The sequence below is a fragment of the Serratia sp. BNK-23 genome (assembly GCF_047456145.1).
GTDB classification, from domain to species: domain Bacteria; phylum Pseudomonadota; class Gammaproteobacteria; order Enterobacterales; family Enterobacteriaceae; genus Serratia; species Serratia nematodiphila.
The window spans coordinates 686,171-710,376 of sequence record NZ_CP179900.1; the positions used below are offsets into that span (position 1 = coordinate 686,171).

Here is a 24,206-nt window from a genome sequence, read left to right on the forward strand (position 1 = left end):
AGTGTCGGCAAGCTCGGAGAACAACAGCCATGGCTGGGGATGACCGCGAGCCCATCGGGCGCAAAGGAAAACAACCAAAAAGCACCGCGTCGCGCAAGCCGCCGCGCCGTCGCCGAGACGACGATTATGACGATTACGAAGAAGACGAGTATGACGATGATGAGTATGAAGAGGAGGAGGAACGCATGCCGCGTAAGGTAAAAGCGACTCCGCCGCGTAAAAAACGCCGCTGGCTCGGCCTGATTATCAAACTGATCCTGGTGCTCGCCGTCCTGTTGGCGATCTACGGCGTCTATTTGGATTCCCAGATCCGCAGCCGCATCGACGGCAAAGTCTGGCAATTGCCGGCGGCGGTGTACGGCCGCATGGTCAACCTGGAACCGGGCATGCCGTACAGCAAGAAGGAGATGGTCAACCTGCTGGAAGGCATGCAGTACCGTCAGGTCAGCCGCATGACGCGTCCGGGCGAGTTTACCGTACAGGCCAACAGCATCGAGATGCTGCGCCGCCCGTTCGACTTCCCGGATGGTAAAGAAGGGCAGATCCGCGCCCGCCTCGATTTCCAGAACAACCGCCTGGCGAAGATCGAAAACCTGGACAGCGGCCGCAGCTTCGGCTTCTTCCGCCTCGATCCGCGTCTTATCACCATGCTGCAGTCGCCGAACGGTGAACAGCGCCTGTTCGTGCCGCGCTCCGGTTTCCCGGATCTGTTGGTGGATACGCTGATCGCCACGGAAGACCGCCACTTCTATGAGCATGACGGCATCAGCCCGTACTCCATCGGCCGCGCGGTGCTGGCCAACCTGACCGCCGGCCGCGCGGTGCAGGGCGGCAGTACCCTGACGCAGCAGCTGGTGAAGAACCTGTTCCTGACCAACGAACGTTCGCTGTGGCGTAAGGCCAACGAAGCCTATATGGCGCTGTTGGTCGATTACCGTTACAGCAAGGATCGCATTCTGGAGCTGTATCTGAACGAGGTGTATCTCGGCCAGAGCGGCAGCGACCAGATCCGCGGCTTCCCGCTGGCCAGCCTGTATTACTTTGGCCGCCCGGTGGACGAGCTGAGCCTCGATCAGCAGGCGCTGCTGGTCGGCATGGTCAAGGGCGCGTCGCTGTACAACCCGTGGCGTAACCCGAAACTGGCGCTGGAACGCCGCAATCTGGTGCTCAAACTGCTGCAGAACCAGGGTGTGATCGACGGCGAGCTGTATGACATGCTGAGCGCGCGTCCGCTGGGCGTACAGCCGAAAGGCGGCGTCATTACGCCACAGCCGGCGTTTATGCAGATGGTGCGTCAGGAACTGCAAACCAGGCTGGGCGATAAGGTCAATGACCTGTCCGGCGTGAAGATCTTCACCACGCTGGATCCGGTGTCGCAAGACGCGGCGGAAAAAGCGGTCGAAGACGGCATCCCGGCGCTGCGCGCCGCGCGTCACCTGCAGGATCTGGAAGCGGCGATGGTGATTGTCGATCGCTTCAGCGGTGAAGTGCGCGCCATGGTCGGCGGCGCCAACCCGCAGTTCGCCGGTTTCAACCGTGCCATGCAGGCGCGCCGTCTGGTCGGCTCGTTGGCCAAGCCGCCGACGTATCTGACCGCGCTGTCCGAACCGGATAAATACCGCCTCAACACCTGGCTGGCGGATGCGCCGCTGTCGCTGAAACAGCCGAACGGCGCCGTCTGGCAGCCGAACAACTATGATCGCAAATTCCGCGGTCAGGTGATGCTGGTGGATGCGTTGGCCAACTCGCTGAACGTGCCGACAGTGAACCTCGGCCTGTCGGTCGGGCTGGATCAGATCAGCGCCACGCTGCAACGCCTGGGCATCCCGAAAGCGGAGATCAACCCGGTGCCTTCGATGCTGCTGGGGGCGATCGGCCTGACGCCGATGGAAGTGGCGCAGGAGTACCAGACCATCGCCAGCGGCGGTAACCGTGCGCCGCTGTCGGCGGTGCGTTCGGTGATCGCCGAAGACGGCACGGTGCTGTACCAGAGCTTCCCGCAGGCGGAGCGCATGGTGCCGGCGCAGGCCGCTTACCTGACGCTGTACGCGATGCAGCAGGGCGTGGCGCGCGGGACCTCCCGCTCGCTGTCGGTGAAGTTCCCGAACTACAACCTGGCGGCGAAAACCGGTACCACTAACGATCTACGCGACAGCTGGTTCGCCGGCATCGACGGCAAGGAAGTGGCGATCGCCTGGGTCGGGCGCGATAACAACGGCCCGGCCAAGCTGACCGGCGCCAACGGCGCGTTGACCCTGTATCGCCGCTATCTGGAAAACCAGACGCCGCTGCCGCTGATGCTGCAGCCGCCGGAAGGCATTAACCAGATGAGCATCGACTCCGCCGGCAACTTTATCTGCGGCGGCGGCAGTTGGCGCACCATCCCGGTCTGGACCGACAATCCGCAGGGATTGTGCCAGGCCAGCCAGGCGGCGGTGCAGCAACAGCAACAACCGGCGGCGGGTGAGCAAAAAGATGGCGATGGCGTCGCCGGCTGGATCAAGGATATGTTCGGCCAGTAATCGCTACCGGGGCGTCGGCCCCGGTGAAAGTTTTTTCTTTGTTATTAAGCCCGTAACCTTGGTTGCGGGCTTTTTTATTTTTCCGCTCGTTTTATTTCCCTGTTAACTGCAAGGCTAAGCGCCTAATCCTTAACCTATTTGCCCTATGAATTCGGCTTGCAGTTTAATTTGGCTTCTGCATAAAATGCGACGCTTATAATAATTATTATCGTTTACATTCGTCATTTAATAATTCATCAGAGAAATAAATCATGCTGACCAAGCGTCTTTCATCATCCGCGGCCAAGCAGGGCCGTCTCCCCGTCAACGCGTTAGCGATCACCGTCGCTGCGGCGTTGGGCACGCTGGCGATGCCGGCTTTTTCCGCCGACGCCAAGCCGGCCGCCAAGGAAGACACGATTACCGTTGTGGGCGGTAGCAACACCGCCCAGCAGGAAAGCGCCTGGGGGCCGGTCGGCACCTATGTCGCCAAGCGCAGCGCCACCGGCACCAAAACCGATACGCCGATCGAGAAGAACCCGCAGTCCGTTTCCGTGGTAACGCGTGAAGAGATGGATATGCGCCAGCCGGATACGGTGAAGGGCGCACTGGCCTATGCGCCGGGCGTATTCGCCAGCCGTGGCAGCTCCACGACCTATGACGCGGTGGCAATCCGCGGCTTCCCGGCCACCAACACCACCCAGTATCTGGATGGCCTGCGGTTGCTGGGCGACAACTACAGCGAAGCGTCCATCGATCCTTATTTCCTCGAACGCGCCGAACTGCTGCGCGGCCCGGTCTCGGTGCTGTACGGTAAAAGCAACCCGGGCGGTTTGGTCTCGATGGTCAGCAAGCGGCCAACCACCGAGCCGCTGCGCGAAATCCAGTTCAAGATGGGCAGCGACAACCTGTTCCAGACCGGTTTCGATTTCAGCGACGCGCTGGACGATCAGGGCATCTATTCCTATCGCCTGACCGGCCTGGCGAAAGACAGCGATACGCAGCAAAACATGAGCAAAGAGAAGCGCTATGCGATCGCGCCGTCCTTTAGCTGGCGCCCGGATGACAAAACCAACTTCACGCTGCTGGCCAACATTCAAAACGATCCCTATACCGGTTATTACGGCTGGCTGCCGAAGCAGGGCACGCTGATCCCGTTGCCGGACGGCAGCAAACTGCCGACCGATTTCAACGAAGGCGAAGCCAGCAACTATATGGCGCGCAAGCAGCGGATGATTGGGTACAGTTTCGAACACGCCTTCAACGATACCTGGGCGGTGCGCCAGAACCTGCGTTATATGCAGGTGGACACCGATATGAAGAGCATCTACGGATTTGGCTTGTCATCACCGACGACGATCAATCGCGCTTATGTTCAGTCGAAAGAGCACCTGAACAATTTTGCGGTTGATACTCAGGCGCAGGCGAAGGTGAAAACCGGCGATATCGACCATACGCTGTTGTTTGGCGTAGATTATTCGCGTATGCGCAACGATATCAATTCCGACTATGGTTCCGCAGACGGCCTGAGCATGACCCAGCCGCAGTATGGCAATGATGTGGTCAATATCAACTTCCCATACAAGTATTTGAACCGTCAGGAGCAAACCGGCCTGTATGTGCAGGAGCAAGGGGAGTGGAACCAGTGGCTGTTGACGCTGGGCGGGCGCTATGACTGGGCGAAAACGTCGGCCAATAACCGCGTTCTCGGGTACACCAACGAACGCTCCGATGGGCAGTTTACCTGGCGCGGCGGATTGAATTACCTGTTCGACAACGGCGTGACGCCGTATTTCAGCTACAGCGAGTCGTTTGAACCGACCCTCGATACGTCAATCAACGGTCAGACCTTTAAGCCCTCGATCGGCAAGCAGTATGAAGCCGGTGTGAAATACGTGCCGAAGGATCGCCCAATCGTGCTGACCGGCGCGCTGTACCAACTGACCAAGAACAACAACCTGACGCCGGATCCGGATAACGCGCAGTTCAGCGTGCAGAGTGGCGAGATCCGTTCGCGCGGCGTGGAGCTGGAAGCCAAGGCGGCGTTGAATGCCAACGTCAACCTGATCGCCTCCTATACCTATACCGATGCGAAGTACACCAAGGACAATACCTATCAGGGCAAACCGACCGTCGAGGTGCCGAAACACATGGCGTCGCTGTGGGCGGATTATACCTTCCACGAAACGGCGGTGAGCGGTCTGACGCTGGGTTCCGGCGTGCGTTACGTCGGCTCCAGCTCGAGCTTCAACAGCGATAACTCCACCTTCAAGGTGCCGGACTACACGCTGGTGGACGCGACCATTAAATACGATCTGGCGCGCTTTGGCCTGCCGGGTTCGTCCGTGGGCGTCAACATCAACAACCTGTTCGACAAGACCTACGTGTCGAGCTGCTACCGCGACTACGCCTGCTACTGGGGCGCAGAACGCCAGGTGGTCGCCACCGCAACCTTCCGTTTCTAACCGGATAGCCGGGGCGGCGCCGCGTCGCCCCGGACAAAGCAGGATCTATGCAGGACAAACTTCTTAATCCCGGCGCGACCTTCGCGCTGGATAACGCCAGTTTCGCCGTCCCCGGCCGGGTGCTGCTGCAACCGCTGTCGCTCAGTTTTCCCCAGGGCAAAGTCTGCGGCCTGATCGGCCATAACGGTTCCGGTAAATCCACCCTGTTGAAACTGCTCGGGCGGCACCATGCGCCCAGCGGCGGCCAGGTCTTGCTCAATCAGCAGCCGTTGGCGCAGTGGGACAGCAAATCCTTCGCCCGCCAGGTGGCCTACCTGCCGCAGCAGTTGCCGGCGGCGGAAGGCATGACGGTGCGCGAGCTGGTGGCCGTCGGCCGTTATCCGTGGCATGGCGCGCTGGGGCGTTTTGGCGCCAACGATCGTCAACAGGTGGAAGAGGCCATCGCGCTGGTGGGCTTGAAGCCGTTCGCCAACCGGCTGGTGGACAGCCTGTCCGGCGGCGAGCGCCAACGCGCCTGGCTGGCGATGATGGTGGCGCAGGACAGCCGCTGCCTGCTGCTCGACGAGCCGACTTCGGCGCTGGACATCGCGCACCAGGTCGAGGTGCTGGCGCTGATCCAGCGCCTGAGCCGCGAACGCGATCTTACAGTGATCGCCGTACTGCACGACATCAACATGGCGGCGCGCTACTGTGACCATTTGGTGGCGCTGCGCGGCGGTGAAATGATCGCCCAGGGCAGCCCGTTGGAGCTGATGCAGGGGCCGGTGCTGGAGCAAATTTACGGTATTCCTATGGGCACGTTGCCGCATCCGAGCGGCGGCGCGCCGGTGAGTTTTGTCTACTGATGTCCTCTACATTCACTTCTTCTCACGATCCGCTGCGCCGCCGTTTGTTGATGGCGCTGGCGCTGTCGCCGCTGTTGGGTTCGTTGCCCGGCCGAGCGGCGGATGCGCCGCCGGATATCGCGCGCGTTGCGGCGCTGGAATGGTTGCCGATCGAGCTGCTGTTGGCATTGGGCGTGACGCCGCTGGCGGTGGCCGATGTGCATAACTACAACCTGTGGGTGGCGGAGCCGACGCTGCCGGCGACGGTGGTCGACGTCGGCCAGCGCACCGAACCGAACCTCGAACTGCTGCAGCAGCTTCGGCCTTCGCTGGTGTTGCTGTCGCAAGGCTATGGCCCGAAGCCGCGCAAAATCCAACCCATCGCGCCAACCATGAGCTTCGGCTTCAACGACGGCAGCGGCAAACCGCTGACCGTCGCCCGCCAGTCGCTGCTGGCGCTGGGCCAGCGGTTGGGCATAGAAAGCCGGGCGGTAAACCACCTGGCGCAGTTCGACAGCTTTATGCAGGACGCGCGTCAGCGCCTGCAAAGCTACACCCGGCAACCGCTGCTGTTGTTTTCTCTGATCGACACGCGCCATGCGCTGATCATCGGCCAGAAAAGTCTGTTCCAGGAAGCGATGGATCAACTCGGCATTCGCAATGCCTGGCAGGAGCCAACCGACTTTTGGGGCACGGCGGTGGTGGGGATTGAACGATTGGCCACGGTGCGTAACGCCCGGGTCATTTATCTCGATCACGGCAATCAGGCGATGATGGACAAGGTCAGCGCGACGCCGCTGTGGCAGTCGTTGCCCTTCGTGCGGCAAAACCAGCTGCGGCAGGTGCCGGCGGTGTGGTTCTATGGCGCTACGCTGTCGACGATGCGGTTTTGCCGCCTGTTGGCGCAGGCTCAGGAGAGTGCGTCATGAATGCGGGCATCCGGAAATTGCCGCTGACGCTGATCTTGCTGTTGCTGTTGCTGGCGGCGGCAGGCGGTTTGACGATATATAACCTGGTGCAGCAGCTGCCGCCGGCGCAATGGGTGCGGGCGCTCAGCGCGCCGGACATCGACGACGTGCGGCAAATGCTGTTCCATTACAGCCTGCTGCCGCGGTTGACGGTGTCGCTGTTGGCCGGCGCCGGTCTGGGGTTGGTTGGCGTGCTGTTCCAGCAGGTGTTGCGCAATCCGTTGGCGGAACCGTCGACGCTCGGCGTGGCCGCCGGCGCGCAGCTCGGCCTGACCATCGCCACGCTGTGGGTGCTGCCGGGGGGCGAGTTCACCCGCCAGTTGGCCGCTATGGTGGGGGCGATTGCGGTGGGCGGGCTGGTGTTCGGCGTCGCCTGGGGCAAGCGGATGTCGCCGGTGACGCTGATTCTGGCCGGGCTGGTGCTGGGACTTTACTGCGGCGCGGTCAACAGCCTGCTGGCGCTGTTTCATTACGATCAACTGCAGGGCATGTTCCTGTGGGGCACCGGCGCGCTGAACCAACAGGATTGGAGCACGGTGCAGTTTATCCTGCCGCGTTTGCTGGTGGCCGGTGCGCTGGCGGCGCTATTGCTGCGCCCGCTGACGCTGCTGGGGCTGGACGACGGCGTGGCGCGCAACCTGGGGTTGGGGCTGTCGATGGCGCGCTTCTGCGCCCTGGGGCTGGCCATCATCTTCAGCGCCATGTTGGTGAGCGCCGTGGGCGTTATCGGCTTTATCGGCCTGTTTGCGCCGCTGATGGCGAAGATGCTGGGCGCGCGCCGTCTGGCGCACCGCATGATGCTGGCGCCGTTGCTGGGGGCGCTGTTGCTGTGGCTGACCGATCAGGTGATGCTCGGGGTGACGCAGGTGTGGCGCGAGATCCCGACCGGTGCGGCCACCGCGCTGTTCGGCGCGCCGCTGCTGCTGTGGCTGTTGCCGCGTTTGCGCAGCGCCGCCACGCCGCCGCCGATGAACCTGGGCGATAAGGTGCCTGCCGAGCGCGGGAATCTGCCCGGCTGGATCCTGCTGGGTGGCCTCGTATTGCTGATCGGCCTGACGCTGGCGCTGATGCTGGGTAAAAATGCCGGCGGCTGGCACTGGAGCCTGGGGGCAGAACTGGACTCCCTGCTGCCGTGGCGCTGGCCGCGGGTGCTGTCGGCGTTGGCCGCGGGCATGATGCTGGCGGTCGCCGGCACGCTGATTCAGAAACTGACTGGTAACCCGATGGCCAGCCCGGAAGTGTTGGGCATCAGCTCCGGCGCCGCTTTTGGCGTCGTGATGATGCTGTTTATGGTGCCGGGCGACGCCTTCGTTTGGCTGCTGCCCGCCGGCAGTCTGGGGGCGGCCGCGACGCTGCTGATCATCATGATCGCCGCAGGCCGCGGCGGTTTCTCGACGGAACGCATGCTGCTCGCCGGTATCGCGCTCAGCACCGCCTTTACCACCGTCATCTTCCTGCTGTTGGCCAGCGGCGATCCGCGTATGGGGGGCTTGCTGACTTGGCTCTCCGGCTCGACCTATTCGGTGGAGCCGGCGCAGGCGCTGCGCACCGCGCTGGTGGCCGCCGGCCTGATGATATTGGCGCCGCTGTGCCGTCGCTGGCTGACCATCCTGCCGCTCGGCGGAGCCACCGCCCGTTCGGTGGGGATTGCGCTGACGCCTGCGCGATTGACCATCCTGTTGTTAGCCGCCACGATGACCGCCATGGCGACCCTGACCGTGGGGCCGCTGAGCTTTGTCGGACTGATGGCGCCGCACATGGCGCGCATGTTGGGCTTCCGCCGCGCGCTGTCGCAGATGGTGATCGCCGCGCTGTTGGGCGGTTTGCTGATGGTATTTGCCGACTGGTGCGGGCGGATGCTGCTGTTTCCGTATCAGATCCCCGCCGGGTTACTGGCGACCTTTATCGGCGCGCCGTACTTCGTTTATCTGTTGCGCAAGCAGACGTCGTAAGCTTCACCCCTACTTTGCTTTCTCCGCCATCAAGGGCCCAGCGTTGCTGGGCCTTTTTTCAACGCCTTGCAAGGCGTTGCGTGTCGCTGCGCAAGAAAGACATTTAACGTGAAAAGGAACGCGGGAAGAGAGGGGGAGGTGAATATACTGCGTGCGGGTGCTCTGGATCTTTGTCTCTGGAGCCTGCGTGAAAGATACAAAGAGAAAAGCCCCGAGTCGATGTCCATCAACCCGAGGCCTACTCTAACGCGTGACAACGTTAAGTTAGCCTCTTACCCGCCGCGAGGCAAGGAGAAGAAGGCATGATGCCGAACAAACGGAGCCTGTTAAAATTGGTGGTTATTTGTGCCACGGTAATATCACTGGCATGGATAACGCGCAGCACGCTGTGTGAGCTGCGTATCCGATCGGGCACTACGGAGGTTGCGGCCATTTTGGCTTACGAATCCGAACGGTAAGGCAACCCGGCGGCGGGGGCTTTGCCTCCGCCGGCCGGCAGTCGATGCGTTGATCCATGAGCACCCATCCGTTCAAAAAAAACGGCGAGCCAAGGCTCGCCGTTTTTCATGTTGATGTCGGGGCTTATTTCAGGCCGGCGGCATCGCGCAGCAGCTCAGCTTTGTCGGTCGCTTCCCACGGGAAGTGCTCGCGGCCGAAGTGGCCGTAGGCGGCGGTTTCGCGGTAGATCGGCTGCAGCAGATCCATCATCTGGATCAGGCCGTATGGGCGCAGATCGAAGAATTCGCGCACCAGCAGCGTCAGTTGTTCGGTTGGCACTTTCTCGGTACCGAAGGTTTCCACCATGATGGAAGTCGGTTCCGCTACGCCGATAGCGTAAGACACCTGGATCTCGCAGCGATCGGCCAGGCCGGCGGCGACGATGTTTTTCGCCACGTAGCGCGCCGCGTAAGCCGCGGAACGGTCAACCTTGGACGGATCCTTACCGGAGAAGGCGCCGCCGCCGTGGCGAGCCATGCCGCCGTAGGTGTCGACGATGATTTTACGTCCGGTCAGGCCGCAGTCGCCCATCGGGCCGCCGATAACGAAACGGCCGGTCGGGTTGATGTGGTATTTGGTGCCCGCCGTCAGCCATTCCGCCGGCAGTACCGGCTTGATGATCTCTTCCATCACCGCTTCTTGCAGATCTTTCAGCGCGATGTCTTCGGAATGCTGGGTGGACAGAACGACGGCGTCGATGCCGACGATTTTGCCGTCGTCGTATTGGAAGGTCACCTGGCTCTTCGCGTCCGGGCGCAGCCACGGCAGGGTGCCGTTTTTACGCACTTCGGACTGGCGCTGCACCAGACGGTGTGCGTAGGTCACCGGAGCCGGCATCAGCACGTCGGTTTCGTTGGTGGCGTAGCCAAACATCAAGCCCTGATCGCCGGCGCCCTGCTCGAGAGGATCGGTACGGTCAACGCCCTGATTGATATCCGGGGATTGCTTGCCGATAGCGCTCAATACTGCGCAGGAGTTGGCGTCAAAGCCCATGTCCGAATGAACGTAGCCGATCTCGCGCACGGTCTTGCGGGTGATCTCTTCGATATCGACCCAGGCGCTGGTGGTGATTTCACCGCCGACCAGGACCATGCCGGTTTTCACGTAGGTTTCGCAGGCGACGCGCGCCTTCGGATCTTGTTCCAGGATGGCGTCGAGGACGGCATCGGAGATCTGGTCGGCGATTTTATCTGGATGTCCTTCGGAGACGGATTCGGACGTGAAGAGGTGTTTAGCCATTGTGTTCTTTACCTTGCATAAGACGGGTTAGAAATTACTGCACAGCGCTGGAGATCCGGCATCGAAGCGAAGGGTCTTCCGCTGATGGCGCGAGATGCATCCTGCAACGCCCCTCAGGCAAAGCCGTTAAGCAGTTTATCAGTTAACCAGTATAGATGGATTAACATCTGGACGTCTATTTTAGGTCAGGGTTTAGCCAGATTGCCAGTAATTTTTTGCGCTTTCGCTCTTTTGCGCAAACGGGTTGGCGCCATTTTCATCGCTTGAAACAGTTTTCGGCGAATTTTCATTTTGCTTTTTCACCTGCTTACCGGTATAAACTGCGCGCGCGGTTCATTTGCTGCACAGTACGGCGGTCTGGCGTGGGGGAAGGTACGATAAACTTCCGCTTTGCATTCGCCGGCATTGCGCTATTATCCGTCGCGGGCGTTCGCCGTGGCGCCGCCGCTTCATCGAACGGTCACGTTCTTACACTATTTTAGAGGCTGGGTCGTTCACTCCGAACGGCGCGCGTGGAGGTGGTTGGATTAATGATCCGTTGTCTACCGGTTGTTGGTTCCCAACAGCAGTGCCGTTCTGGCGCACATTCTTCTGCTATTTCCCGTCTTGTCTCTCTGTCACTTACCAGGTGCGATAAACACTTGGCCGCTACTCAGGATTCTCGGGCCGGCTAACGGTCGTCTGAAGAACTGAACAAGGGTAGCCTGCAGCCTTCCTGTGGGATGTTTCTTGGCCCGATTCACGAGGTTTGAACAGGGTGTCTTACAATTATATGAGTGATAAACCGATCGCTGACCGCGAACGGCAGTTCTCTTCGCTGCCGCCGGCGCGGCTTGTTGGGTTGTTCTCGCGGGTTGTAGCTGCGATAGTGGCTGGCGGTTTCGTCAGTACGGAATGTGAGGCGAACCATGTCTGATGATCTGTTGATTCACCGTCCGCCGGTTGCGGGCGAGTCTTTATCTTTGCGCTCCATGCAGGAGGTTGCCATGAATGATCGTAATGCCAGCAAGATGCTGCGTACTTATAACGTCGCCTACTGGGGCAACAATTACTATGACGTCAACGAGCTGGGCCATATCAGCGTGTGCCCGGATCCGGATGTCCCGCAGGCGCGCGTCGATCTGGCAGAACTGGTGAAAACGCGCCAGCAAGACGGCCAACGTCTGCCGGCGCTGTTCTGCTTCCCGCAGATCCTTCAGCATCGCCTGCGTTCGATCAACGCCGCGTTCAAACGCGCGCGCGAGTCCTTCGGTTACCAGGGCGGCTATTTCCTGGTGTATCCGATCAAGGTGAACCAACATCGCCGCGTGATTGAATCGCTGGTGAATTCCGGCGAACCGCTGGGGCTGGAAGCCGGCTCCAAGGCCGAGCTGATGGCGGTGCTGGCGCATGCCGGCATGACCCGCTCGGTGATCGTCTGTAACGGTTATAAAGATCGTGAATACATTCGCCTGGCGCTGATCGGGGAAAAACTGGGGCACAAGGTGTACCTGGTGATCGAAAAGATGTCCGAGATCAACCTGGTGCTGGAAGAAGCCGAACGCTTGAACGTCATACCGCGCCTGGGCGTGCGTGCGCGTCTGGCGTCGCAAGGCTCCGGCAAATGGCAGTCGAGCGGCGGCGAAAAGTCCAAATTCGGTCTGGCGGCGGTGCAGGTGCTGAAGCTGGTGGAGACCCTGCGCGAAGCGGGCCGTCTCGACAGCCTGCAGCTGCTGCACTTCCACCTGGGCTCGCAGCTGGCCAACATTCGCGATATCGCCACCGGCGTGCGCGAATCGGCGCGCTTCTACGTTGAGCTGCACAAACTGGGCGTCAACATTCAGTGCTTCGACGTGGGCGGCGGTTTGGGCGTCGACTACGAAGGCACCCGCTCGCAGTCCGATTGCTCGGTCAACTACGGCCTGAACGAATACGCCAACAACGTGATTTGGGGCATCGGCGACGCCTGTAACGAACACGGCCTGCCGCACCCGACGGTGATCACCGAGTCCGGCCGCGCCGTGACCGCGCACCACACGGTGCTGGTCTCCAATGTGATCGGCGTAGAGCGCAACGAATTCAGCGAACCGCAGCCGCCGGAAGCCGACGCGCCGCGCGCGCTGGAAAGCATGTGGGAAACCTGGCTGGAAATGAACGAGCCGGAGAACCGCCGCTCGCTGCGTGAATGGCTGCACGACAGCCAGATGGATCTGCACGACGTGCATACCCAATATGCGCACGGCATGCTGGACCTGACCAAGCGCGCCTGGGCCGAGCAGCTGTATCTGAACATCTGCAACAAGATCCAGCAGCAGCTCGATCCGAGCAACCGCGCGCACCGCCCGATCATCGACGAATTGCAAGAGCGCATGGCGGACAAGTTCTACGTCAACTTCTCGCTGTTCCAGTCGATGCCGGATGCCTGGGGTATCGATCAACTGTTTCCGGTGCTGCCGCTGGAAGGGCTGGATAAGCCGCCGGAAGGCCGTGCGGTGCTGCTCGACATCACCTGCGATTCCGACGGCACCATCGACCATTACGTCGACGGCGACGGCGTGGCGACCACCATGCCGATGCCGCCGTACGATCCGGAGAACCCGCCGGCGCTGGGCTTCTTCATGGTCGGTGCGTATCAGGAGATCCTCGGCAACATGCACAACCTGTTCGGCGACACCGCCTCGGTTGACGTGTACGTGTTCCCGGACGGCAGCGTCGAGACCGAATTGTCCGACGAGGGCGACACCGTGGCGGACATGCTGGAGTACGTGCAGCTCGATCCGAGCGCGCTGCTGTCCAAATTCCGCGATCAGGTCAAAGAAACCGATCTGGACAGCGAGCTGCAGGCGCAGTTCCTGGAAGAGTTTGAAGCCGGCCTGTACGGTTACACGTATCTGGAAGACGAGTAATGAAGTGAAGGAAGGCCGGGCGGCTTAAGGACGCCCGGCCTTTTCTTTTCTGTCGCACGACTAAGTTTTCGATGGCGTACAGGTTGCAGACAGCCATGCTGCCGTTCGAACGGCGGCGCAGGGCGTAATTAACATTACCGGGCTTTTGCCGCCCTGATGCAACGTCCAACTCTGCAGTGGTGAGTTCAACACGTTACGAAAAGTATGTTTTCTTTCATCTTCTTTATTGAATGCATCCTATATTATAAATCCATCTACTAAATACAAGAAGTCTCTGAAATTAACCTTCTCATTCACTAGTTAGATCTTTCAATTATAAAACATAACCAGTATTAGTTATTGTTGTTCATTATAAATGCGATAATTGATCAGTTTCTCTTTCATTTTACCTCTTTTTCTTGATGGGTTTGAATTTTTAATCAAGTATCTATATGTTTTTGTCTTTATGAGTGTGGTGGGTAATCTCTTTGTTTTATAAGGTATTATATTTTATTTTATATTTTATATTCCTGTGGATAGGGCATGGTTCTGATTTTTTAAAAAAATAAACCCATTAATTATGAATTATGGTTCTGTTTTTTTGTTCCATTTATCTTTGTGGTTGAATTAATGTTTTTAAATGACTTATTATCCTTGGTGGGTTTCTGATTACTAATGACCTTCCTCAGGTTTTATAAAGCCGATGCAATGCATGGTGCCCGTATTTTTCGTGCATGCGCACCATATATTGGCATCGGTAATAGCGACGCGTAGTAAGCGTGGTGTTCATGCCACGGTCAATGGATGTATGTATGTCGATATATAACTTAGTAGTTTAAATAATATAAGGGAATTATATGAAAAAATATCTGGTAGCGTCTGCACTGGCCTGTACGGTGCTCTCTTCTTCTGCATTTGCCGCTGATGGTGTGATTAACTTCACCGGTAAAATTGTCGATAACGCCTGTGTGGTTAACCCGACGCTGAATGTACAGATGGGCGATGTGGCGGCGGCTAAGTTTAAAAATGTGGGTGACGAATCTGACTATCATGGCTTCGTGCTGGAACTGAAAGACTGCCCGGCCAATCTGAAAGCGGCTAAAGTGACTCTGGATGGTGCAGTGGACGATAAAGACGCTAAGCTGTTCAAATTAGATGACGGCGGTGCTACAGGCTTGGCGCTGCGTATTAACGGGCCAGATGGCGAGCACCTGCTCCCCGGCGCGGCCTCGGCGGAGATCCTTTTAAATGAGGGTGATAATGTAGGGCTTTTCGCCGCGGCTTATCGCTCTACAGATAAAGTCACCGCCGGTGATGCCAACGCCACTATCCAATTCAGCGTTTCGTATAACTAGTTTTCTATCCGGGCGTTAATCTACCGGTGAAATACGCTTTCGCCGGTAATTCGTTAATTTCTCATTGGGCGGAAGGTTTTTTGCAGGTGAGAAGTGGGGTATTTGAAAACCCAAAATGCGTTTTAGGGAACTTAGATGAAAAAGTATCTGGTTACTTCTGTGTTGGCGTGTACTGCGCTCTGCTCCTCTGCGTTTGCGGCAGATGGCGCGATTAACGTTACTGGCAAAATTGTTGATAACGCCTGTGTGGTGAACCCAACTCTGGATGTGCGTCTGGGAGACACGGCTGCGGCTGATTTTGAACACGTGGGAGATTGGGGTTATGCAGAAGAGTTCTTCTTGGAGCTTAAAGATTGTCCGGAAAATATCAAGGCGGCTACTGTACAGCTGGATGGCGAGGCAGATTCCAATAATAAAAATCTATTCCAACTTATCTCTGGCGGCGCCACTGGTGTAGCTTTAGAACTTATTGCAATAAGTGGGAGTGGTTGGGGAAAACAGCCGATTGTGCCTGGTGGTACTTCGGAGGAATTTTCGCTGAATGAGGGTGAGAATCGTCTGTCTTTTGCGGCACGTTACAGATCAACAGATAAAGTCACCGCCGGTGATGCTAATGCCACTATCCAATTCAGTGTTTTATATAATTAATTTATATGCCTGAATTGCTATTTGCCGGCGAGGCTGTATTTAGCCGGCTATTAGTTTTGCTTCAATCATATTGCAGCAGTTATTGCTCTAAAGCGTTTCAGTAAAAAACATCAAGGGAATGACCCATAATGAAACCAGTCTATATTGCGCTTTGTGCCGCACTGTTAATCAACAGTTTTCAGGCCGCTGCCGGTGTGGTGATCGGCGGCACCCGGCTGGTGTATCCCGGCGGCAAGAAAGAAGCGACCATCACGGTGAAAAATCCGGACGATATTCCTTATTTGGTGCAATCGTGGGTCAACGCCGATCTGGAAGGCAACGTCAAGGCGCCGTTCCTGGTCACGCCGCCGCTGTTTCGTTTGAATGGCGGCAAAGAGAATACGCTGCGGGTGGTGAAAACCGCTCAGGCGCTGCCGGAAGATCGCGAGTCGGTATTCTGGTTCAGCGTCAAGACCGTGCCGCCGGAGGCGGAAGGCAAGGGCAACCATCTGCAAATCGCGGTGCGCACCCGCATCAAACTGTTCTATCGCCCGGCGTCGCTGGCCGGCTCGCCGGAAGAAGCGGCGAGCAAAGTACGCTGGGAGCGCAGCGGCAATACGCTGAAAGCGATCAATGATTCCCCCTACTACCTGAGTTTCTCCACGGTCTCGGTCGCTGGTGAAAAGATCAAGGAGCCGCAGATGGTGGCGCCGTTCGCCACGCTGGCCTATACCCTGCCGCCTTCAGCCACCGGCAAACAGGTGAGCTGGCAGGTGATCAACGACTACGGCGGCCTGAGCGCGCAGCACCAACAAGCGTTGTGATGGCGCGGTTGATAACCAGGGGCGCGGTGTGAACAGGGATGTGGAACATGAACAGCAAAACAGCGCGTCGCCAATCTGGGCGGCGCGGCGAATATCGGCTAACGCCGTTGGCCTGGCAACTTGCCGGCCTGCTGATGTACAGCGGTGTGGCACAGGCGGAATACCGTTTTAGCTCTGCTTTATTGCAGATAGGCAATACGCCGCAAACCGAAGTGGACCTGGCGCTGTTCAGCGATGAGGAGAAACAGCCACCAGGGGAGTATCGCGTTGATCTGTTCCTCAACGAGCAGCGGCTGGATACCCGCACGCTGGCCTTTTCTCTGCAGCCGGATGAGCAGGGCAAAGAGCGTCTTCAACCCTGCCTGCAGTGGGAGGATCTGAAGGGCTTTGGCGTGGATCTGGCCGCCTTTCCCGCGCTGCAGCCCTCCGAGGCATGCATCAACTTGCCGCAGGCCATTCCCAGCGCCAGAACGGAACTGCTGTTCGAGCAACAGCAGTTGAAGCTGAGCATCCCGCAGGCGGCGTTAAAACGCCAGGCGCGCGGCTATGTGCCGCCAGAGCAGTGGGACAGCGGCATTCCGGCGTTGCTGAGCAACTATACCCTGCGCGGGGCGCACGATCACAGCCGTCAGGGCGGCGGCAATGAAAGCAGCTATTTCGTCAATTTGCGCAATGGCGCCAACTGGGGAGCCTGGCGGTTGCGCCACGACGGCGTGTGGAACCGGAACGGCCAGGGAGAGGCGCACTGGCGCACCCTGAACAGCTATGTACAGCGGGACATCACCCCGCTGAACGGGCTGTTGACGCTGGGCGATGCCACCACGCCGGGCGATATCTTCTATTCGCTACCGCTGCGCGGCGTACAGCTGGTCTCGGTGGAGGAGATGTACCCGGACAGCCTGCGCGGCTACTCGCCGGTGGTGCGCGGCATCGCCAAAAGCAACGCGGAGGTGATCATTCGCCAGAACGGCGTGGTGGTCGATCAGCGCTATGTGCCGCCGGGCGCCTTTGAAATCAGCGATCTGTATGCGGTCTCCGGCAGCGGCGATCTGGATGTCATCATCAAAGAAAGCGACGGTACGGAACAGCGCCTGCTGGTGCCGTTTGCTTCGCTGCCGGTGCTGCAGCGCGAAGGGCGGCTCAGCTACGGCCTGGCCGCCGGGCAATACCGTGCGCAGGACGCGAGCGCCGATGACGAGAAGTTTATGCAGGGCACGCTGATCTACGGCCTGCCGCTCGGCGCCACGCTGTATGGCGGTGGCCAATGGGCCAATCGTTACCGTTCGCTGGCGCTGGGCGTGGGGCAAAACCTGGGCCGCGCCGGCGCGTTGTCGCTGGATATGACGCAAAGCTGGGCCCGGCGGCCGGAAGAGGCCGTTCAGAGGGACGATCGGCAGGGCAAAATGTGGCGTCTGCGCTATGAAAAAAGCTTCCCGCTCACCGGCACCCAGCTGAGCATGGCCGGTTATCGCCATGCCAGTGAGGGCTACACCACGTTGCAACAGGCGATGCAATCTCGCGAAAGCACAGGCAACAGCGCTACCCGCAGCCGTAAAGAACTGTCGCTGCAGCAGGGGTTGGGGCCGCTGCCAGGCTCGCTGTTCCTGAGCCTGGCGGAAGATCGGCGCTGGGGAGAACAAGGCAAGCGCCAGTCCGTCAGCCTGGGCTACAACGGCAGCATCAAAGGAGTGAGTTATGGCCTTAACTACAGCCAGAACCAGAGTTATCAGGCCCAGACCGATCGCGTCGTGGCGCTGAATGTCAGCATTCCACTGAACCTGTGGGCACACAACACCTGGGCCGGTTACGGCATCAGCAATAGCAACAACGGCAAAACGTTGCAGACGCTGGGGCTGAACGGCACCGCGCTGGAAGGCGATAACCTGAACTGGGGGCTGACCGGCGGCTATGGCAATCAAGGGGAGGGCGAGAACGGCAATCTGGCGCTGGGCTATCGCGGCAGCAAGGCGTTGCTTGGCGCCGGGCTGAGCCACGATGGGCAGCGCCAGCGGCTGAATTACGACATTCAGGGCGGGGTGTTGCTGCATGCCGGCGGGGTGACGCTGTCGCAACCGCTTAACGATACGGTGGCGCTGGTGCGCGCGCCGGGTGCCGGCGGGGTCAGCGTGGTGAATCAGGTGGGGGTGAAAACCGATAGCCGTGGCTATGCGGTGGTGCCTTATCTCTCTGCCTATCGCCAGAATGCGATCGCGCTGGATCCGACCACCCTGGCGGACAACGTGGAGCTGGGGCTGACCAGCCAGACGGTGATCCCAACCCGTGGCGCGGTGGTGCTGGCGGATTATCAAACCAAGGTAGGCGCACGGATGATGATGACGCTGACGCGCGCCGATGGCCGGCCGGTGCCGTTCGGTGCGATTGCCAGGCTGACGGGCGCAGGCGGTGACGGCAGCATTGTCGGCGACGGCGGGCAGCTGTTCCTGGCCGGCATGCCGGCCAACGGCATGCTGCACGTGCAGTGGGGCAAACAACCGGACCAGCAATGCCAGGTCGTCTACAGCCTGCCGGAAACGGCCGGCCCGGAGATCCCAGAGATAGCGGCAGAGTGTCGTTAAGGAGCAAAGGATGAAAGCGGGAGTATGGATGCTCGGCCTGTGCGGGCTGTGGGCGGCGGGCGGCGCCTGGGGAGCGGAATGTCCGCCGGCCGGCAACCCGGAACGGCTGCTGTTCGACATTCCGGCGCAGACGTTGCAACGCGATCTGCCGGTCGGCAGCGTGGTGTGGCAGGGCACGCGCCAGGTGCAGCAAGCCGCGTCGCTGGCGCCCTGTGCGGGAGCGGAAGACGCACGTCTCAACCTGTTGGGCAGTGATAGCGGGTTGAAAAGCGGCAACAGCGCGGTCTACGGCACCACGATCAGCGGGCTGGGTTATGCGCTGGATACCGACGCCGCCTTCAGCGAGGGTTGGCCGGCGAGCGGCGCCCTTGCCGCCGGAAAACGGCAAATCAGCCTGCGCCTGGTGGTGACCGGGCCGCTGGCCTCCGGCGTGTTGGCGACGGAAACCCTGGCCCGCCGCACGCTCAACGGCCAGCCGGTGCTGGATATCGCCTTGCAAAAGCCGGTTGCCATCACCCGGCTGGCCTGTGAGCTGCAGGGCGGCCGCCACCGCACGGTGGCGTTGGGCGAGGTGGCGCGCAGCGATTTTCGCGGCGTGGGCAGCACGCGCGGCGAACAGCCGTTCTTGCTGGATCTGGCCTGCGATGCCGGCGCCCGGGTCAATATTCAGTTCGATGGCATCGCTGCAGAGGATGACCTGCCCGGCGTGTTGGCGCTGGTTAACCCCGATGCGCAGGCCAGCGCGCGCGGCGTCGGGGTGCAGTTGCTCTACCGCGGCGTGCCGCTGACGCTGGGCGAACGGCTGCCGCTGGAAACGGCCTTACAGGGTCTGCGCAGCTACCCGTTCAGCGCCCGTTATTACCAAACGCAACCGCAGATCGCCGCCGGCGAGGCCAACGCGGTAGCAACCTTTAGCCTCACCTATCAATAAGGACAAAGATAATGATGAGAAAAATAGCACTGCCCCTGACGCTGCTCGGCGCCGCCGTGTTGGCGCCGCCGCTGCAGGCTGCGGATGGGAATATTAATGTGACCGGTAGAGTGATAGAGAGTAGTTGCGTACTGGATGCCAGTTCTAAAAGCCAGACGGTGATTTGGGGAAAGACGGTCCCCATCGTACCAAAGACGGTTTTAGCGTATTCCCGAAGTATCTATGTACAGCTGGCGGATTGCCCAGACAGCATAGACCAGGTGAAAGTCAGGTTTGAGGGGACGCAGGCAAATACCCAAAAATTCTCTGGAAACGTTTTTGCTACCGATAATAGCGATCAACCCGATGCAGCAGAGAATGTTGGTTTCATAATTAGTAATGCTCAGGGAAAAAATGGTGGTTTCTGGAACGATCTTCTGAGGGTTAATGAGTTCAGTCCCGCTATTGAATTGAAAAAAGGGGAGGTGAATAAGCTTGAGTTCCGGACGGGATATTCCACCGATGACAAAATGCCTACCGCTGGGGTTGCGCGAACGCGAGTTCAGTTTAGTCTGATTTATCCTTAATACGATTGAAATAGTAGTTTTATTTATATAAGGAGCCGTTAATGAAAAATATCGTAAGGGGATTGCTGCTGGCCTGCAGCGGATTGACTTTCAGCGTTAGTGGTGCTGACGGTAGTGTAGATCTAGAAATGCGCCTTGTACATGGGACATGTAATTTGACAGCAGACAGCAAGAATATGCAGGTACTGTTAGGTAATATTTCTCGCACTGAGTTGGCATCGATTGGTGCAGTCAGTAAGCCAGTTTCGTTTACCATCAAGGGTACTGATTGTGTACCTGATATGGTCACCTGGTTCCGTTTTGACGGCACTACAGGCGAACAGGATTCATTTGCGTTAAATGAGGAGTCCGAAGCTAAAGGAGTAGGTGTTCGGCTGCTTGAAGATGATGGTATTCAAGCAAAAAGACCTAATACTGATAGCGGCTATGGGACATACTCAAGAGATAACGGTACTTTCTCGCAGTCATATCAGGTGCAATATATCGCTTTATCTGACAAGGTAACTCCCGGTACAGCTAATGTCACTACGCAACTCAATCTTGTTTATAGATAAGTAACCTAGAATATCACTCCGTCGGGTTATTTGAATTATCAGTATGAATAATGCCCTGTCCAGTAATAAGGAATATAGCGATGATAGCGACAGTAAAAAGCAAGATACCGCTGCTGGCCTTATTCAGTGCGGCAATGTTATCCCCGCCGTTATATGCAGCGGATGGCAATATTAACGTCACCGGCCGCATCATCGAGCAGGGGTGTAATCTGGTGGTTGAAAGTCAGGCGCTGTCCGTATTGATGGGCACGATACCGCGCCAATATTTTGAACGGCCGGGAATGAGTAGCGATCCGACACCTTTTACTCTCTATGCCACCGGTTGCCCTAAAGATCGCGGTGTGGCGTTAAAATTTGACGGTGCTGCTGCAGGAGAAAACCCCGGCCTTTTCGCCCTGGATAAAGATTCGCTTGCCGGCGGCATCGCGGTCAGAATTCTGGGGGATTACGGCGCTCATCTCCAGGTGGTGCCCGGCGGTCTGGGATATACCTATTACCCCGAACCAGACGGCTCGCTGAAAATCAGCGGGGCGGCTTCCTATGTTGTCTCTGAACAAAAGGTCACCCCCGGCAGCGCCAACCTGACCACGCAGATTAGTCTGGTTTATCCATAATAAACGGGCCGATTCCAGCACGATGATTGTTTGGCATTATCAGAAATATAAGGAGATTAATGATGATAGCAACAGTAAAAAAAGTGCCTCTGCTGGCCTTATTCAGTGCGGCAATGCTGGCGCCACCGCTCCACGCAGCGGACGGCAATATTAACGTGACCGGCCGGGTGGTGGAGAACGCCTGTTTGGTGGCCGCCGAGTCTAAGAATATGGTAGTGGATTTTGGTGAGCTTGCAGGCCAGCAGAACTCACAGTTTCTAGGTCTTGGGTTATTTAAACCGATAACACTTTTGGATTGTCCATCAGGGGCTAATCAGGTGAAAGTTAGATTTGAAGGTACTGCCATTAGTGAAGAAGGTTTTTTCGGGAAGGATTACATTTTTGCCCCCGATGCTGGCTCAGTCAGTAATGTGGGTTTTCGGGTTATAGAAAGAGAGTCTTGGGACTCTGTTAAAGTTAATGGTGATACCAAACCTTATAATTTGATGACCGGCGCCGGTAGCAAAAATGATATTATGTTTATAATAGAGGTGGTTAAAGTTGATATGGATAAGCCTATTGCCTTGGGGCAGGCTACCGGGAATATACAATTTTCCATTCTGTATAATTGAACCGATAATAGCGTGCTTATATAAAGATTAAGGAATATTTAATGAATAGAAAAATCAAAAGAGCACTTCAAGGGGTATTGTTCTGTCTAGGCGGGGGAGTGTTTTCTGCACAGGCGACGGATGGTGCGATTAGAACTAAAGCGAAATTTATTCAGTTCACTTGTGATCTGAGTGCGGATAGCAAAAATATGATTGTACCTTTGGGGAATATTAACCGTAGTCAACTGTTAAAAAAAGGAGATGCCAGTTCTCCTGTGGCATTTAAAATAAAGGCGACAGATTGTTCAAAAATAATTGATGAAGATTTGGTTAGAGTAAATGTTTCATTGCGTTTAGCTGGTGCCGCACCGCCAGAAGATTGGCAGCTTTTTGCCCTGGATGAAAGTTCTACAGCGACAGGAGTGGCTGTCGGGATAAATCAGGGAACCCATGTTAATGGGGAGCCTTCTTATATTTCGCCAAATGGTATTTTATCGTTTAGTGATTATTCAAAAGAAAAGCCAGAAGTGGAGTTCTGGTTATATGCACGATATGTTGCTCTGAGCGATAAAGTGACACCGGGTACGGCCAACCTGACGACCCAAGTTGACTTGTATTACTATTGAATTACCCGGCCCGATGGCGTAAAAACTGTCGGGCTGATGCTATTGATAGCAAAGTAAAACTACCCAAAATAATTCGCGCCGCAGCGCCGCAGCGCGGCGGCAACGGAGCGAGTTCCCACGAGCTTATTTCTGACTTCTTCAGGTGAATGATGCTTATTCGCCTTAATTTATGGGTAGAGTCAGGGCACCATTTTCCTCATCAGCCGGGGAAAATATGATTGATATGGCCGCGCAACCTGCGCGCATCATACCCCCTTGAAGCATGAGCAAAATGCAGCCATAATCTGCCGTATCGGTAGCACCGAAACACACATCGAATAAATCCCTTTCTCGTCGGGCTAACGACGCGGGAGGGATTTTTTTTTGTAACGGCCCGGCGTCTGCGCCCGGCAACTTGTTGAACTACGAGGGTTTACTATGAGCACCTTAGGCCATCAGTCCGATAATTCATTAGTGTCCAACGCCTTTGGTTTCCTGCGCTTTCCGCTGAACTTCATGCCTTACGACAGCGATGCAGAGTGGGTCATCACCGGCATTCCGTTTGACATGGCGACCTCCGGCCGCGCCGGCGGCCGTCATGGCCCGGCGGCCATCCGCCAGGTGTCCACCAACCTGGCCTGGGAAGGCAACCGTTGGCCGTGGAGCTTCGATCTGCGCGATCGCCTGAACGTGGTTGACTGCGGCGACATCGTGTTCAACTTCGGCGATGCGCAGGACATGAGCGACAAGCTGCAGGCGCACGCGGAGAAACTGCTGAAGGCCGGTAAGCGCATGCTCTCGTTCGGCGGCGACCACTTCGTCACCCTGCCGCTGTTGCGCGCGCACGCCAAGCATTTCGGCAAGCTGGCGCTGGTGCACTTCGACGCCCATACCGATACCTACGCCAACGGCAGCAAGTTCGACCACGGCACCATGTTCTACCATGCGCCGAACGAAGGCCTGATCGATCCGCATCACTCGGTGCAGATCGGCATTCGCACCGAGTTCGATCATGACAACGGCTTTACCGTACTGGACGCCGCGCAGGTGAACGATCGCAGCGTGGACGACCTGCTGACCCAGATCAAAGGCATCGTCGGCGATATGCCGGTGTACCTGACCTTCGACATCGACTGTCTGGATCCGGCGTTCGCACCGGGCACTGGCACGCCGGTGATTGGCGGTCTGACTTCCGATCGCGCGCTGAAACTGGTGCGCGGCATGCAGTCGCTGAACATCGTTGGCATGGACGTAGTGGAAGTGGCGCCGGCTTATGACCAGTCCGAGATCACCGCGCTGGCCGCGGCGACGTTGGGTCTGGAGATGCTGTACCTGCAGGCGGCCAAGAAACACGCCTGACGCCAGGCCACGCCTCGCTGAAAAAGCGGCTCCCATCGTATGGGGGCCGCTTTTTTTATTTCATTTGTCGCCATCCGTGCGGCGATTTTCAGCCTGTTGCAACGCCTTTGCGCAATCCTGCGCAGAAATGAAAAAGAGTCAGGAAAAAGGGAGCCGGGATAGCGGGGTGGATGAATATACTGCGCGCGGGTGCTCTGGATCTTTGTCTCTGGAGCTTCTGCGAAAGATACAAAGAGAAAAGCCCCGAGTCGATATTCATCAACCCGAGGCCAACTCTAACGCCAGACAACGTTA

At 57.9% G+C, this 24,206-nt stretch carries 19 protein-coding genes; 18 read left to right on the forward strand and 1 reads right to left on the reverse strand.

The features are described from left to right. Window positions 1-29 precede the first annotated feature (29 nt). The 6 genes from mrcB to ACMGF9_RS03285 all read left to right on the forward strand — a co-directional run bounded on the left by mrcB (window position 30) and on the right by ACMGF9_RS03285 (window position 9,168). A complete protein-coding gene (mrcB, locus tag ACMGF9_RS03260; protein ID WP_015379021.1) occupies window positions 30-2,522 on the forward strand; it encodes a bifunctional glycosyl transferase/transpeptidase in 2,493 nt (830 codons plus the stop codon). A 251-nt stretch (window positions 2,523-2,773) separates the two neighbouring features. Then, a complete protein-coding gene (gene fhuA / locus ACMGF9_RS03265; RefSeq protein ID WP_015379020.1) occupies window positions 2,774-4,966 on the forward strand; it encodes a ferrichrome porin FhuA in 2,193 nt (730 codons plus the stop codon). Window positions 4,967-5,013: 47 nt separating this feature from the next. Next, window positions 5,014-5,811 carry a Fe3+-hydroxamate ABC transporter ATP-binding protein FhuC gene (gene fhuC, locus ACMGF9_RS03270; protein ID WP_021504741.1) on the forward strand — a complete coding sequence of 266 codons (798 nt, stop codon included), beginning with the start codon at window positions 5,014-5,016 and terminating at the stop codon, window positions 5,809-5,811. Further along, the gene (fhuD, locus tag ACMGF9_RS03275; protein ID WP_118891705.1) at window positions 5,811-6,719 is read left to right on the forward strand and encodes a Fe(3+)-hydroxamate ABC transporter substrate-binding protein FhuD; all 909 of its coding nucleotides are present in this window, start codon (window positions 5,811-5,813) and stop codon (window positions 6,717-6,719) included. The genes fhuC and fhuD overlap by 1 nt, the downstream gene beginning before the upstream one ends. Next, a complete protein-coding gene (gene fhuB, locus ACMGF9_RS03280) occupies window positions 6,716-8,710 on the forward strand; it encodes a Fe(3+)-hydroxamate ABC transporter permease FhuB (RefSeq protein ID WP_118891706.1) in 1,995 nt (664 codons plus the stop codon). Before fhuD ends, fhuB begins: the two co-directional genes overlap by 4 nt. A gap of 305 nt (window positions 8,711-9,015) precedes the next feature. Beyond that, window positions 9,016-9,168 (forward strand): Hok/Gef family protein, encoded by a 153-nt coding sequence (locus tag ACMGF9_RS03285; RefSeq protein ID WP_004937610.1) that lies wholly within the window; start codon window positions 9,016-9,018, stop codon window positions 9,166-9,168. Window positions 9,169-9,292: 124 nt separating this feature from the next. Here the strand turns inward: ACMGF9_RS03285 and metK are convergent, their stop codons facing one another. Continuing rightward, window positions 9,293-10,447 (reverse strand): methionine adenosyltransferase, encoded by a 1,155-nt coding sequence (gene metK, locus ACMGF9_RS03290; RefSeq protein WP_004937596.1) that lies wholly within the window; start codon window positions 10,445-10,447, stop codon window positions 9,293-9,295. Between the two features lie 908 nt (window positions 10,448-11,355). Between metK and speA the strand changes: the two genes are divergently transcribed. The 12 genes from speA (at window position 11,356) to speB (ending at window position 23,912) form a co-directional block, all read left to right on the forward strand. Further along, a complete protein-coding gene (gene speA / locus ACMGF9_RS03295; protein ID WP_004937600.1) occupies window positions 11,356-13,332 on the forward strand; it encodes a biosynthetic arginine decarboxylase in 1,977 nt (658 codons plus the stop codon). A gap of 836 nt (window positions 13,333-14,168) precedes the next feature. After that, on the forward strand, window positions 14,169-14,666 hold the full coding sequence (locus ACMGF9_RS03300; protein ID WP_380692182.1) for a fimbrial protein: 498 nt from the start codon (window positions 14,169-14,171) through the stop codon (window positions 14,664-14,666). Window positions 14,667-14,801: 135 nt separating this feature from the next. Continuing rightward, window positions 14,802-15,314, forward strand: coding sequence for a fimbrial protein (locus ACMGF9_RS03305; protein ID WP_380692181.1), 513 nt, complete (start codon window positions 14,802-14,804; stop codon window positions 15,312-15,314). 128 nt (window positions 15,315-15,442) lie between these two features. Beyond that, window positions 15,443-16,117, forward strand: coding sequence for a molecular chaperone (locus tag ACMGF9_RS03310; RefSeq protein ID WP_076740974.1), 675 nt, complete (start codon window positions 15,443-15,445; stop codon window positions 16,115-16,117). A 47-nt stretch (window positions 16,118-16,164) separates the two neighbouring features. Then, on the forward strand, window positions 16,165-18,693 hold the full coding sequence (locus ACMGF9_RS03315; protein WP_414160539.1) for a fimbria/pilus outer membrane usher protein: 2,529 nt from the start codon (window positions 16,165-16,167) through the stop codon (window positions 18,691-18,693). Between the two features lie 10 nt (window positions 18,694-18,703). Beyond that, on the forward strand, window positions 18,704-19,624 hold the full coding sequence (locus tag ACMGF9_RS03320; RefSeq protein WP_080497845.1) for a fimbrial protein: 921 nt from the start codon (window positions 18,704-18,706) through the stop codon (window positions 19,622-19,624). An 11-nt stretch (window positions 19,625-19,635) separates the two neighbouring features. Beyond that, on the forward strand, window positions 19,636-20,190 hold the full coding sequence (locus ACMGF9_RS03325) for a fimbrial protein (RefSeq protein ID WP_277496634.1): 555 nt from the start codon (window positions 19,636-19,638) through the stop codon (window positions 20,188-20,190). A gap of 41 nt (window positions 20,191-20,231) precedes the next feature. Then, window positions 20,232-20,744 (forward strand): fimbrial protein, encoded by a 513-nt coding sequence (locus ACMGF9_RS03330; protein ID WP_198636806.1) that lies wholly within the window; start codon window positions 20,232-20,234, stop codon window positions 20,742-20,744. An 80-nt stretch (window positions 20,745-20,824) separates the two neighbouring features. Then, window positions 20,825-21,358 (forward strand): fimbrial protein, encoded by a 534-nt coding sequence (locus tag ACMGF9_RS03335; protein ID WP_198636805.1) that lies wholly within the window; start codon window positions 20,825-20,827, stop codon window positions 21,356-21,358. A gap of 59 nt (window positions 21,359-21,417) precedes the next feature. Further along, window positions 21,418-21,969: a fimbrial protein gene (locus ACMGF9_RS03340; RefSeq protein ID WP_198636804.1), complete on the forward strand. Its 552-nt coding sequence runs from the start codon at window positions 21,418-21,420 to the stop codon at window positions 21,967-21,969. A 41-nt stretch (window positions 21,970-22,010) separates the two neighbouring features. Next, window positions 22,011-22,574 (forward strand): fimbrial protein, encoded by a 564-nt coding sequence (locus ACMGF9_RS03345; protein ID WP_380692177.1) that lies wholly within the window; start codon window positions 22,011-22,013, stop codon window positions 22,572-22,574. Window positions 22,575-22,991: 417 nt separating this feature from the next. After that, on the forward strand, window positions 22,992-23,912 hold the full coding sequence (gene speB / locus ACMGF9_RS03350) for an agmatinase (RefSeq protein ID WP_004937606.1): 921 nt from the start codon (window positions 22,992-22,994) through the stop codon (window positions 23,910-23,912). Window positions 23,913-24,206: the final 294 nt, after the last annotated feature.